This window comes from Pseudomonas sp. MWU16-30317, assembly GCF_020515695.1.
GTDB lineage: Bacteria > Pseudomonadota > Gammaproteobacteria > Pseudomonadales > Pseudomonadaceae > Aquipseudomonas.
On the sequence record NZ_JAIWJA010000003.1, the window covers coordinates 279,836 to 293,069 of the forward strand.

At 61.7% G+C, this 13,234-nt stretch carries 8 protein-coding genes; all 8 read left to right on the top strand.

All coding sequences use genetic code 11. The features are described from left to right. The first annotated feature begins 5 nt into the window (after positions 1–5). From tssE to LIX93_RS10380, 8 genes are read left to right on the top strand one after another with little or no spacing between them, the layout of a single operon-like run. A complete protein-coding gene (tssE, locus tag LIX93_RS10345) occupies positions 6–527 on the top strand; it encodes a type VI secretion system baseplate subunit TssE (protein ID WP_226503946.1) in 522 nt (173 codons plus the stop codon). Then, positions 524–2,383: a type VI secretion system baseplate subunit TssF gene (tssF, locus tag LIX93_RS10350; RefSeq protein WP_226503947.1), complete on the top strand. Its 1,860-nt coding sequence runs from the start codon at positions 524–526 to the stop codon at positions 2,381–2,383. Before tssE ends, tssF begins: the two co-directional genes overlap by 4 nt. Then, complete coding sequence (gene tssG, locus LIX93_RS10355) at positions 2,347–3,387, top strand: type VI secretion system baseplate subunit TssG (RefSeq protein ID WP_226503948.1); 1,041 nt, start codon at positions 2,347–2,349, stop codon at positions 3,385–3,387. Before tssF ends, tssG begins: the two co-directional genes overlap by 37 nt. Next, positions 3,380–6,049 carry a type VI secretion system ATPase TssH gene (gene tssH / locus LIX93_RS10360; protein ID WP_226503949.1) on the top strand — a complete coding sequence of 890 codons (2,670 nt, stop codon included), beginning with the start codon at positions 3,380–3,382 and terminating at the stop codon, positions 6,047–6,049. The genes tssG and tssH overlap by 8 nt, the downstream gene beginning before the upstream one ends. Further along, entirely contained in the window at positions 6,046–7,998 is a 1,953-nt protein-coding gene (locus LIX93_RS10365) for a type VI secretion system tip protein VgrG (protein WP_226503950.1), read from the top strand. The genes tssH and LIX93_RS10365 overlap by 4 nt, the downstream gene beginning before the upstream one ends. Then, entirely contained in the window at positions 7,995–8,429 is a 435-nt protein-coding gene (locus tag LIX93_RS10370) for a DcrB-related protein (RefSeq protein ID WP_226503951.1), read from the top strand. Before LIX93_RS10365 ends, LIX93_RS10370 begins: the two co-directional genes overlap by 4 nt. Before the next feature lie 12 nt (positions 8,430–8,441). Further along, a complete protein-coding gene (locus tag LIX93_RS10375) occupies positions 8,442–12,833 on the top strand; it encodes an RHS repeat-associated core domain-containing protein (RefSeq protein ID WP_226503952.1) in 4,392 nt (1,463 codons plus the stop codon). Beyond that, positions 12,785–13,231, top strand: a complete 447-nt coding sequence (locus LIX93_RS10380; protein ID WP_226503953.1) for a hypothetical protein — start codon at positions 12,785–12,787, stop codon at positions 13,229–13,231. Before LIX93_RS10375 ends, LIX93_RS10380 begins: the two co-directional genes overlap by 49 nt. Positions 13,232–13,234: the final 3 nt, after the last annotated feature.

The following is a 13,234-nucleotide window of genomic DNA, read 5'->3' on the forward strand; positions in this document are numbered from 1 at the left end:
GAACCATGGTCACGCCCTCCAATGCCTTGATGCCCCGCGAGCGCTTGCAGCCCTCGCTGCTCGATCGCCTGAGCGACGACCGCCCTGGCGACTTGCAAGAGTCCGCCGAGCAGCGCTCGCTGTCGCTCAATCAGCTCAAGGATTCGGTACTGCGTGACCTTGGCTGGCTGCTCAACAGCACCTGCCTGCTGGATGCCGATACCAGCCAGAACGCCCCTGCCGGCTCCTCGGTACTTAATTTCGGCTTGCCGGCATTGGCCGGCAACTGTGCTTCCAACGTCGATGTCGAGGCGCTGGAACGAGCCATTCGCCAGGCTATCATCACCTTCGAACCGCGTATCCTGGCGGCCAGTGTGCGGGTCAAGGCCTGCATGGCGTCGGATGAAATGAGCCCCAACGCGTTGAGCTTCGCCATCGAAGGTGACCTTTGGGCGCAACCGGTGCCGTTGCGCTTGCTGCTGCAAACAGACCTGGATCTGGAGTCCGGCCATGTACGGGTGATTCAGGCCGAACGGAGGCGCCTATGAATCCGCGCCTGCTGGAACTCTATAACCAGGAGCTGCAACATGTGCGCGATGGCGCCGCAGAGTTTGCCCAGCAATACCCCAAGATTGCCGGGCGCCTGGCGCTTAATGGCACCGACTGCGCCGACCCCTATGTCGAGCGCTTGCTCGAAGGCTTCGCGTACCTGACTGCCCGGGTGCAACTCAAGCTCGATGCCGAGTACCCGACATTCACCCACAACCTGCTGGAAATCGCCTATCCGCATTACCTGGCGCCGACGCCGTCGATGACCGTGGTGCAGTTCACCCCGGACACCGAAGAAGGTACTTTGGGCGCGGGCTTCACCCTCAAGCGCGGCACCGCCTTGCGCGCCACCTTGGGCCGCGACAGCCAGACCTGCTGCGAATACCGTACGGCCCATCCGGTGACCTTGTGGCCGGTGCGTGTCGCGCAGGCCGACTACTTTGCCAATCCCCAGGCTGTACTGGGGCGCCTGGCCGCGAGCGAACCCAAGGCCCGCGCCGGCTTGCGCATTACCCTGCGCACCGGCGGCGAAGTGCCGTTCGCCGAACTCGGCCTGGAGACCTTGCCGTTGTACTTGCACGGTGCCGACGAGCAACCGTTTCGCCTGTATGAGCATCTGCTGGGCAATGCCTGCGCGATTTTCGCCCGCGAGCCGGGCGGTGACTGGGTCGAGCGCCTGCCGGTCGATGCGTTGCGGGCCCGTGGCTTCGACGACGCTGACGCTGCGTTGCCGGTAGTGCCGCGGGCCTTCCAGGGCTACCGCTTGCTGCAGGAATACTTCGCGCTGCCGCAGCGGTTTCTGTTCGTCGAATTCGCCGGGCTGCAGCCTGCGCTGAAGCGCTCCCAAGGGCAGGTGCTGGAGCTGATCGTACTGTTCGATCGTCAGGACACGGCCCTGGAAGGGCAGGTGTCGGCCGAGCAGTTCAAGCCGTATTGTGCGCCGGCGATCAACTTGTTCCCGCGGCGCTTGGACCGTATTCATCTGACCGATCGGGTCCACGAGCACCATGTGATCGCCGACCGCACCCGGTCAATGGATTTTGAGGTGCACTCGCTGACCGACATCTGCGGTCACGGTACTGGACCGGATCAACCCTTTTTGCCGTTCTATGCCGTGCGTGATGCGTCGCGCTATGGCCGCGATCAGGCGTATTACATCGTGCGCCGTGAGCCGCGAGTGCTGTCCAGTACGCAACGACGCAGCGGGCCGCGTTCCAACTACGTCGGCAGCGAGACTTTTATCAGTCTGGTTGACCCCGCTCAGGCGCCGTATCGCCATGAGTTGCGACAACTGGGCGTGGGAGCGTTGTGCACCAACCGCGACCTGCCACTGTTCATGAATATCGGCGACGGCAGCACCGATTTCACCCTGTCCGACAGTGCTCCGGTGGTGTCGATTCGTTGCCTGGCCGGCCCCAGCCGCCCGCGCGCCAGCCATGCGCACGACGGCAAAGCCTGGCGCCTGATCAGCCAACTGTCGCTCAACTACCTGTCGCTGAGCGAGCAGGGCCAGGGTGCGGCGGCCTTGCGCGAGTTGTTGCGCCTGTATGGCGACGACAAGGACTCGGCGTTGCAATTGCAGATCGAAGGCCTGCGCGACGTCAGCGCCAAGGCCTGTACCCGGCGCCTGCCGATGCCCGGCCCGATCGTCTTCGGCCGCGGCCTGGAGATCACCCTGACTTTCGATGAAAACGCCTTTCGCGGCACTGGCGTGTTTCTTCTGGGGGCGGTATTCCAGCGCTTTCTGGCACGCTACGTGTCTATCAATAGCTTTACCGAGACGGTGATCAAGACCACCGAACGCGGCGAGATCATGCGATGGAAAGCCCGCCCCGGCTGTCGACCGAACCTGTGAGCAGCCAAGCGAAAATGCAGGCTGCGCCGTGGGAGTACGACTTCTTCCAGGCCCTGCGGCGTATCGAATGCGAGGCTCCGCACTTGCCACGTATCGGCCATTCGCGGCGCCTGGGCGAGGACGCTTTGCGCCTCGGGCAGCGCGCCGAAGGCACCTTCGCACCCGCTACGCTGGCGTCGCTGACACCCGCTCAAGAGGACGCTGCGCCGCGTCTGGAGCAGTTCTTCTTCGGTCTGGGTGGCCCCAACGGCCCAATGCCGCTGGCACTGACCGAGTACGTGCGCGACCGCGAGCGCAACCTGGGTGACAGCACCACCAAGCACTTCTTCGACCTGTTTCATCATCGCTTGCTGAGCCTGTTCTATCGAGCCTGGGCCGAGGCTCGACCGACGATCAGCCATGATCGGCCGGATGACGATTACTGGTCGGCACGTCTGGCCGCCTTGAGTGGTCGCGGCATGGACAGCCTGCTGGATCAGGGTCCGATCACCGACAGCGCGAAGTTTCACTACAGCGGTCACCTGGCCGCCCAGACCCGTTATCCCGATGGCTTGCGGGCGATCCTGGCCGAATACTTCGGGGTGGCGGTGGCGGTCGAGGAATACGTCGGCCAGTGGTTGCCGCTGCCCGACCACAACCGCTTGGGTATCGAGCACTGTCGCCTGGGTGAAGACCTGTGCCTGGGCAGTCACGTCTGGGATCGCCAGCACAAGTTTCGCCTGCGCCTGGGGCCGTTGTCGCTGGAGCGCTACATGGCCCTGCTGCCGCGAGGCGAGCTGTTTGCCGAGCTGGCTGCCTGGGTCCGCGAATATCAGGGCGACGAGTTGGACTGGGATCTCAACCTGGTGCTGGAACAGGCGCAGGTGCCGGCGGCGAGCCTGGATGGCAGCGGTCGGCTGGGCTTCAACACCTGGCTCGGTGCCCCCACCGCAGACGCCGCCGATTTACTCCTGTCACGGCATTACGCCGACTCTCCTATTGAAAAGGACTCGCCTCATGGGTGAAATCAGCCGCGCCGCACTGTTCGGCAAACTCAACAGCGTGGCCTATAAGGCTATCGAAGCCGCCACGGTGTTCTGCAAGCTGCGGGGCAATCCCTACGTCGAGCTGGTGCATTGGTTTCACCAGTTGCTGCAACTGCCGGACAGCGATCTGCATCGCATTATCCGCCAGTTCAGCCTCGATCCGGCGCGAGTGGCCCAGGGCCTGACCGAAGCGCTGGATCGTTTGCCCCGTGGCTCGACCTCGATCACCGATCTGTCGTCCCAGGTCGAGGAAGCGGTGGAGCGCGGTTGGGTCTATGGCAGCCTGATGTTCGGCGAGAGCCAGGTGCGCAGCGGCTACCTGTTGATCGGCATCCTCAAGACGCCAAGCCTGCGTCATGCCGTGCTGGGGCTGTCGGCGGAATTCGACAAGATCAAGGTCGAGACCCTTACCGAGCGCTTCGACGAGTATATCGACGGCTCGCCGGAAAACGCCCTGAGTGCCACCGATGGCTTCCAGGCCGCTGCGCCGGGCGAGGCCAGTGGCGCCGTCGCCCCGAGCGCGATGGGCAAGCAGGAAGCCCTAAAGCGTTTCACCGTCGACATGACCGAGCAGGCCCGCAGCGGCAAGCTCGACCCGATCGTCGGCCGTGACGAGGAGATCCGCCAACTGGTCGATATCCTTATGCGACGCCGCCAGAACAACCCGATCCTCACCGGTGAAGCCGGTGTCGGCAAGACCGCCGTGGTGGAAGGCTTCGCCCTGCGCATCGCCGCCGGTGACGTTCCGCCGGCGCTCAAGGACGTCGAGCTGCGCAGCCTGGATGTCGGCTTGCTGCAGGCCGGCGCGAGCATGAAGGGCGAGTTCGAACAGCGCCTGCGCCAGGTTATCGAAGAGGTTCAGGCCTCATCCAAGCCGATCATTCTGTTTATCGATGAAGCCCACACTCTTGTGGGTGCAGGCGGCGCCGCCGGCACCGGTGATGCTGCCAACCTGCTCAAGCCGGCCTTGGCCCGCGGCACCCTGCGCACGGTAGCGGCGACAACCTGGGCGGAATATAAAAAGCACATCGAGAAGGACCCGGCCCTGACCCGGCGGTTCCAGGTGGTGCAAGTTGATGAGCCGTCCGAGCACAAGGCGTTGCTGATGATGCGCGGCGTGGCGTCGACCATGGAGAAACACCATCAGGTGCAGATCCTCGACGAAGCCCTTGAAGCGGCAGTCAAGCTGTCCCACCGTTACATCCCCGCGCGTCAGCTGCCGGACAAATCCGTGAGCCTGCTGGACACCGCCTGTGCCCGCGTCGCCATCAGCCTGCATGCGGTGCCGGCCGAAGTGGATGACAGTCGCCGGCGCATCGAAGCCTTGCAGACCGAACTGGCGATCATCGCCCGCGAGCAGGCCATTGGTATCGATATCGGCGCTCGGCATACCAGCACCAACGAGGCGCTGACCCAGGAGCGCGAGCGCCTCGTCGAGGTGGAACAACGCTGGAGCGAAGAGCGCGCGTTGGTCGACGAGCTGTTGATGCTGCGCGCCAGCATGCGCGAAAGCGCCGGTGCCGTGGATGACCCCTTGGCCGCCCACCCGGAGCGGCATGATCAGTTGCGTGACGTGCAGCAACGCCTGTCGGCCCTGCAGGGCGAATCACCGCTGATATTGCCGACGGTCGACTACCAGGCAGTGGCCACCGTGGTCGCCGACTGGACCGGTATTCCGGTTGGCCGCATGGCCCGCAACGAAATCGAGACGGTGCTCAAACTCGACCAGCTGATGGCCAAGCGCATCATTGGCCAGGACCACGCCCTGAAGATGATCGCCAAGCGCATCCAGACCTCCCGCGCCGGCCTCGACAACCCGAGCAAGCCGATCGGTGTGTTCATGCTCGCCGGCACCTCCGGGGTCGGCAAGACCGAGACCGCCCTGGCGCTGGCCGAAGCCCTGTACGGCGGCGAGCAGAACATCATCACCATCAACATGAGCGAGTTCCAGGAAGCCCACACGGTATCAACCCTCAAGGGCGCGCCGCCGGGCTATGTCGGCTACGGTGAAGGCGGCGTGCTGACCGAAGCGGTGCGGCGCAAGCCCTATAGCGTGGTGCTGCTGGACGAGGTCGAGAAGGCTCACCCGGACGTGCACGAGATCTTCTTCCAAGTGTTCGACAAGGGCGTCATGGAGGACGGCGAAGGGCGCCTGATCGATTTCAAGAATACCTTGATCCTGCTGACCACCAACGCCGGTACCGAGACCATCGCCCGGCTCTGCCAGCCCGGGCGCAGCGTGCCGGATCCGGACGCCATCGCCAAGGCCCTGCGCCAGCCGTTGCTGGAGATCTTCCCGCCGGCGTTGCTGGGGCGTCTGGTGACGATCCCTTACTACCCGCTCAGCGACGATATGCTCAAGGCCATCACCCGCCTGCAACTGGAGCGCATCAAGCGGCGCGTCGAGAGCACCCACAAGGTGTCGTTCGACTATGACCAAGGCGTGATCGACCTGATCGTCTCCCGTTGCACCGAGAACGAAAGCGGCGGCCGCATGATCGACGCCATTCTCACCAACACCTTGCTGCCGGACATGAGCCGCGAGTTCCTCACCCGCATGCTCGATGGCGAGCCGCTGGCCGGGGTACGCATCAGCGCCCGCGACAATGCTCTGCACTATGATTTCGGTAGCCGCCATTGAGTACGTTTTTCAGCCAAAGCACGCGCCTGGTCGAGGTGACCTGCGCGCTGCCCACCAACGTCCTGCTGCTCAAGGACATGGGCGGGCTGGAGGAACTCGGCCGGTTGTTCGCCTACGACCTGCACCTGACCTCGACGGACCAGTCCATCGATCTCAACCAATTGCTTGGCAAACCGATGAGCCTGGCGCTGCAACTGCACGACGGCAGCAGACGCTATTTCCACGGCCTGGTGGCGCGTTGCAGCCAGGCCGCCGGGCGCGGCCAGTTCGCCAGTTATCAGGTCACGCTGCGCCCTTGGCTATGGCTGCTCACCCGCACGTCCGATTGCCGGATTTTCCAGCATATGAGCGTGCCGCAAATCGTCAAGCAGGTGTTCCGCGACTTGGGTTTTTCCGACTTCGAGGACAGGCTCAGCCAGCCTTACCGCGAGTGGGAATACTGCGTGCAGTACCGCGAGAACAGCTTCGACTTTGTCAGCCGCTTGCTGGAAAAGGAAGGCATTTACTACTACTTCCGCCATGAAGCCGATCGCCACGTGCTGGTACTGGCCGACGCCTATGGCGCCCACGTCAACGCGCCGAATTACGCCAGCGTGCCGTTCTACCCGCGCGACGGCCAGCAGCGCGAGCGCGACCACATGTACGACTGGCGCCTGGCGCAAGAGGTACAGTCGGGCTCCATCGAACTCAACGACTACGACTTTCAGCGCCCCAGCGCGCGTATCGATGTGCGCTCCGAAGCGCCGCAGCCCCACGACTACGGCGACTATCCGCTGTATGACTATCCCGGTGCCTATGTGCAAAGCCAGGACGGCGAGCATTACTCACGTACCCGTATCGAGTCGCTGCAAAGCCTGCACGAACGTGTCGAGCTGACCGGCAATGCTCGCGGTCTCGGCGCCGGGCATCTGTTCAGCCTGGAAAACCTCGTGCGTCAGGACCAGAACCGCGAATACCTGATCGTCGCCGCGCGTTATTACCTTGCCCAGGAAGACCTCGAAAGCGGCCGCAGCAGCACCCAGGCGCAGTTTGAAAGCCAGCTGAGTTGCATCGATGCGTTGCAGAGTTTCCGGCCGCTGCCGCTGACTCACCGCCCGGTGGTACGCGGCCCGCAGACCGCCGTTGTGGTGGGTCCGGCCAACGAGGAAATCTGGACCGATCAATATGGCCGCGTAAAGGTGCATTTCCATTGGGACCGCCACGATCAGTCCAACGAGAACAGCTCGTGCTGGATCCGCGTGTCCCAAGCCTGGGCCGGCAAGAATTGGGGCTCGATGCAGATCCCGCGCATTGGTCAGGAAGTGATCGTCAGTTTTCTGGAAGGCGACCCCGATCGGCCGATCATCACCGGTCGCGTCTACAACGCCGAGCAACCCGTGCCTTATGACTTGCCGGCCAACGCGACCCAGAGCGGTACCAAGAGCCGTTCGAGCAAGGGCGGCACGCCGGCCAACTTCAATGAAATCCGCATGGAGGACAAGAAGGGCGCCGAGCAGTTGTTCATTCATGCCGAGAAGAATCAGGACATTGAAGTCGAGAACGACGAGACACATTGGGTTGGGCATAACCGCACGAAGAGGGTTGATTTCACTGAGCGCGTCACTATCGGCGAGGATCGTACTCGCGCGGTCAGGCGCAACGACACGCTGCTGGTTGGCGGAGCCAAGCACGACAGTGTGAGTTCGATCTATCTGGTCGAAGCAGGTAAACAGTTGCGCTTCGTCTGTGGCGCCAGCGTGCTTGAACTCAATGCCAGTGGGCAAATCAACCTGACCGGTGAGAACTTCAACTTCTTTGCGAGCCAGCATGCCCAGTTCAATACCGGCGGCAACCTCAATCTCAACGTTGGCGGCAGCGCGGGTACCGATCCAAAAGGCGAAGGGGTCAAGACGGCCATCGATGCCGCTGTAACTTCCACATTCTCCGAGCCCCAAGGCAACGCCTCATGACTTACCGTACCCAGGAACTGCAGTTCCAGCTGCCGCACGTTGGCGTTCAGGACGCCACGATCAATATCCTCAAGTTCGCTGAGCTGGGCACCTCGTTGGTCATCAGTCGCAGCCCGTTGGCGGAGGGCGAAACTCTGCAGAGCAGCTTCGAGGCACAGCTTGAGCGGATGCAGCAACAGCTCACCAACATGCGCTTTCAGCCGCCGTTAGCAGTGCAGGTCGGGCCGGGTGGTGATGTGCCAGCATTCGAATTGCGCAGCCAGTTCAGCAAGGGCGCTGAAAACGTTTTCCAGTACCAGTTGATCCTGATGGTGCCGGGGGTTCGGCAGATGCTCGCGCTGAGCTACGTCAAACCGCAGCCGTTGGGTGATGCCGAGGCCGCGCATTGGGCGGCGATCAAGCAGACCCTCGTTCTCAACTCTCCCGCTTGAGTTTGCCTGAGCATGTCTGACGCCCTGTGGGCAGCCCGTCAGGGCGATGCGCTGATGCACTCTTCGCTGATGGCCGACATTGTCGGTGGCGTGCTGGAAGTGGCGGCGTATGCAGTCATTGGCATCGCCGTGACGGCAGCGGTCACCAGTGGTATCGGCTTGGTCGCGGGGGCTGCGGTCGCCACCGCTGTGGGCGGCAGTTGCGTGTTTTCGGCGGTCGTGGGTGTGGTCGTCGGGGCCACCATGAACGGCACGGGGCTCGGGGAAAAACTGAGCGGCTTATGTGACTCTATCGCCAACGCATTATGCCCGCCGGTGGTGCAGGCGACGATTCTCACCGGCTCGGGCAACACCTTCATCAACGGCAAGCCTGCTGCCCGTGCTGCGGGAGCCTTGGGCAGTGCCGACGCGTCTGCTACGGGCACGCCCGAGGCAGAGCCCGCGGAGGGCAGTTTTCTGGATATGGCCAAGGGGTTCTTCTCCCAGCTGTGGCAGCCGACGGTCGCGCCGGCTTCGCCGCTGGCGGTGCCTTGCCTGGAGGATCTGGTCACCTGCATGAAACACCCACCGGGGGCGCCGCAGTTTCTGGCCGAGGGTTCCAGCAAGGTCAGTATCAACGGCCAGCCGGCTGTGCGCAGTGGTGATCGCAGCACCTGCGAGGCCACAGTCGTTTCGTCGGGGCTGATCTCGTCCAACGTGCGCATCGGCGGTGGTTCGGTGGTGGTGCGCGATATTCGTAGCGGCAAGACGCCGGGTATCGGGCTGGCCGTCAGCGCGTTGATGGCGCTGCGGGGTGGCAAGGGCAAGTTCTTCAGCCGCCTGCCGTGCATGGCCTTGGGCATGGTGCGCGGATTTGTGGTTGACCAAGTGATCGGTGCGGCCGCCAACGCGGTGATGGGCTCGCCGCACCCGGTGCATGCGGCCACGGGCGCCAAGGTGCTCAATGGCGATGACGATACCGATTTTGTGCTGCCGGGGATCATGCCGCTGACGTGGCGGCGCTTCTATAACAGCGCCGATTTGCGTGTTGGTGGTTTGTTCGGGGCCGGTTGGAGTGTCGAGTTCGAAGTGAGCATCGAGGTGCTCGCACATCCTGATGGCGGCGATGAGCTGGTGTTTACCGACGAGCAGGGGCGGCGCATCGAGATGGGCGTCATTGCGCCCGGTAGCGCGGTGTTCAGCGCGGGTGAGGGGCTAAGTGTCCGTCGGCATGTAAATGGCCAGGTGCTGCTCGAGAGCGTCGATGGGCTTTATCGCTTGTTCGAGCCGTCGCCGCTTGTGCCTTCTTTGTTGCGGTTGAGCCAATTAGGCGACCGCAACGACAACCGTATTTATCTGGTGTATGACGACCTTGGTCGTCTGGTGCGCCTGCACGACGAGTTGCTGGTGCAGCAAGTCGAGTTGCGCTATGACGCGCAGTGGTCGCGACGGGTCGCGCAGATCGAGCGTCTTTACGCTGATCAGTCTGGCGAGGTGCTTAGCCATTATCGTTACGATGCGGCAGGTGATCTAAATGCCGTAACCGGCGCCGATGGGCGCGTATTGCGCCAGTTCGCCTACGACGCTGGCCGGCGCCTGTCAGAACACCAGCTGCCCAGCGGCCTGCGCTGCTTCTACGAGTGGGCGCACTTTGCTGATGATGCTTGGCGGGTGGTGCGGCATTGGACCGATGATGGCGAGCAATACCAGTTCGGCTACGATCTTGATCAAGGCTTGACGCGTATCACCGACGGACTAGGACGGGTCAGCACCCGGCAATGGAATCCCCAGTTTCAGGTTATCCGCTCCACCGACAACCTCGGGCAGACCTGGCACTTCGACTGGAACGACGAGCGCCAGTTGCTCGGCGGCGTCGACCCCAAGGGGGGGCAATGGACGCTGGCCTACGATGAGTCCGGCAATGTCGTAGCGTCCACCGATCCACTTGGCCAAACGCAAAGCACGGTGTGGCTGGAGCACTGGTCGTTGCCCGTGGCCGAGACCGATGCTGCGGGTAATAGCTGGCGCTATCGCTACGATGCTCGCGGCAATCTGGTCGCGCAGACCGATCCGTTGGGTCAAGTCACCCGATACCGTTATGACCGCAGCGGCCAGGTGACCGAGATCATCGACGCCGCAGGCAAGAGCAAGACCTTGCGCTGGAATGACGCGGGGCAGGTCACTCAGTACGTGGATTGCTCCAGCTACCCCACAGAGTTTTCCTACAACAAGCGTGGCGATTTGCAGGCCGTCACGGATGCCCTGGGTGAGCGCTCGCTGTATCACTACGACGCTCAAGGGCGATTGACCCGCAGCGAATTGCCTGACGGGCGCAGTGAACAATTCCTGCGTGATATCAGCGGTCAATTACTGGCCTATACCGACCCGGCCGGCAACACCACCCGCTATCAGCGTGACCATCGTGGCCACGTGCGTCAGCGTCTCGATCCGTTGGGCCGGCAGGTGCAGTTTGCTTACGACGTGTACGGTCGATTGCAAACGCTGACCAATGAAAACGGCGAGAGCTACCGTTTTACCTGGGACGCAGGTGATCGTCTGATTGAACAGCAGGACCTGGACGGCAGCGCGCGGCGCTATGGGTATGACGCGCTCAACAGCGTGATCGCCGTGCAGTACCGCCCCGCCCCCCACGTCACCGGGCTGGCGCTGGTGCGCTCGGGCGAGATCGCGCCGATCATGCATCGCCTGGAGCGTGATGCCATCGGCCAGCTGCGCGCTAAGCTCACCGACGATGGCCGCACGGCCTATAGCTACGACCCGGTGGGGCAATTGACCGAGATCGGCTTCACCGGCTGGGATGGCAGCGAACAGGTGTTGAGCTTTGCCTATGACGCGCTCGGCCAACTGGTGGCAGATACCAGCAGCGCCGGCACTCTGCAGCATCACTACGATGAACTGGGCAACCTGATTCAGACGCAACTGCCGGATGGCCGTTGGCTCAACCGCATGTACTACGGCAGCGGGCACCTGCACCAACTCAATCTCGATGGCCGGGTGATCAGCGACTTCGAGCGTGATCGCCTGCACCGTGAGGTGATGCGCACGCAGGGGCAGCTCAATACCCGCAGCGAATATGATCGGGCAGGGCGGTTGCTCGGTCGCTTGCGCCGGCATACCCGCGAGCCGCTGCAATTGCCGGCTCCGGCGCAGAAACGTTACGACTACGACCCGAGTGACAACCTCGTCGGGCGCTTCGATCAGGCGCCTGGCGAGCGGCGGCAGGATCATCTGCATTACGACGCCACTGGCCGGATCATCGCCCTGCAGGAAGGCCCTCGGCTGGAGACCTACGCCTACGATGCGGCAGCCAACCTGCTCGACGGTCCCGCATCCGGTGCGGGGCTGGTGGTGCATAACAAGCTGCTGACCTATCAGGACAAGCGTTATCGCTATGACGGCTTCGGGCGTTTGATCGAGAAGCGCAAAGGCAGTCAGGTGGTGCAGCGGTTTGCCTATGATGCCGAGCATCGGATCAAGGAGATTCGAACCCGGGATGGGCATCGCGAAACGGTTTTGAGCATGACTTATGATCCGCTGGGGCGGCGGATCGCCAAGGCCGAGCGTGATGGCAATGGTGTTCTGCTGGGCGAAACGCGGTTTGATTGGGATGGCCTGAAGCTGCTGCAAGAGCATCGCCATGGACGCAGTAGTTTGTATGTCTACTCGAGTGAAGGTAGCTATGATCCCTTGGCACGGGTCGATGGGGTTGGCCCTGAGGCGCGGATTCGTTATTACCACAACGACCTGAACGGCTTGCCCGAGCAGTTGACTGAAGACGATGGCCATACCGTTTGGCGGGCTATATACCAAGTCTGGGGCAATACCCTCAAGGAGATCCGCGAGCCGTACTATGTTGAAGAGCAGAATCTACGGTTTCAGGGGCAGTACCTGGATCGTGAAACGGGGCTGCACTACAACACGTTTCGGTTTTATGATCCGGATGTGGGGCGGTTTGTTTCGCCGGATCCGATTGGGTTGGCGGGTGGGATTAATCTGTATCAATATGGACCTAACCCCGTAAGCTGGGTAGATCCTCTTGGTTGGAAGCCTTGTTTTGAAAATGATGCGGCAAAATCACGTGCTGAGAAAATAATTCACAAGTTTGGTGGTAAGCAGGAGGGAGAGAATCGTTACAAGATGCCTAATAGACGCGCTGCGAGAAGTGCTGCATCTGAGATAGCTGGCGACTTAGGCAGTGAGCCCGTGGTTATCCAGAAAAAAGACTTCAGAGGTGGGCCTCGTAGTTGGCAATATAATGAGGATCGCATAGGGGTTCGCAATCGGGACGAATCCGCAGGCTGGCGAGATGATTCCCCGGGGCATCCTCAATTTGGTGCGGGTCCGCATGTGAACGCGTGGAACCTCAAGAATGGAATTTCAGCAAACTTACACTTGGATTACTGATTATGGAAAAAATAATACTCATCTCTGACTGTGAAGATCCTGATCTTATAGCTCCGCCTGGTAAAAGGTCTTGGTATACCGTGGTGCACGACGACATAAAATCATATGAATTAGCAAAGAAAAATCCCTGGGTTGGCTTGGAGTCTATAATTGAGGGGAAAAGATATTTGATGGATGACTGTGTGGTGATTTTTCGCCCTGCTAGAAATGAGACTGTTGTGGGTAAAGGTGCGCGAGAAAAAGGATATTACTTTTTTGAGATCTCTAATCAAGATGCATCTGTAACGTTAAGCTCCAGGAAGGTGTATGTTTGGGGTGAGGTAATTAAAATGGCGGATTTATTCAAGGATTTGTCATTTCAAGCGGCTACTCGAGTATGGGGCGTGAAAAAATATTAACTT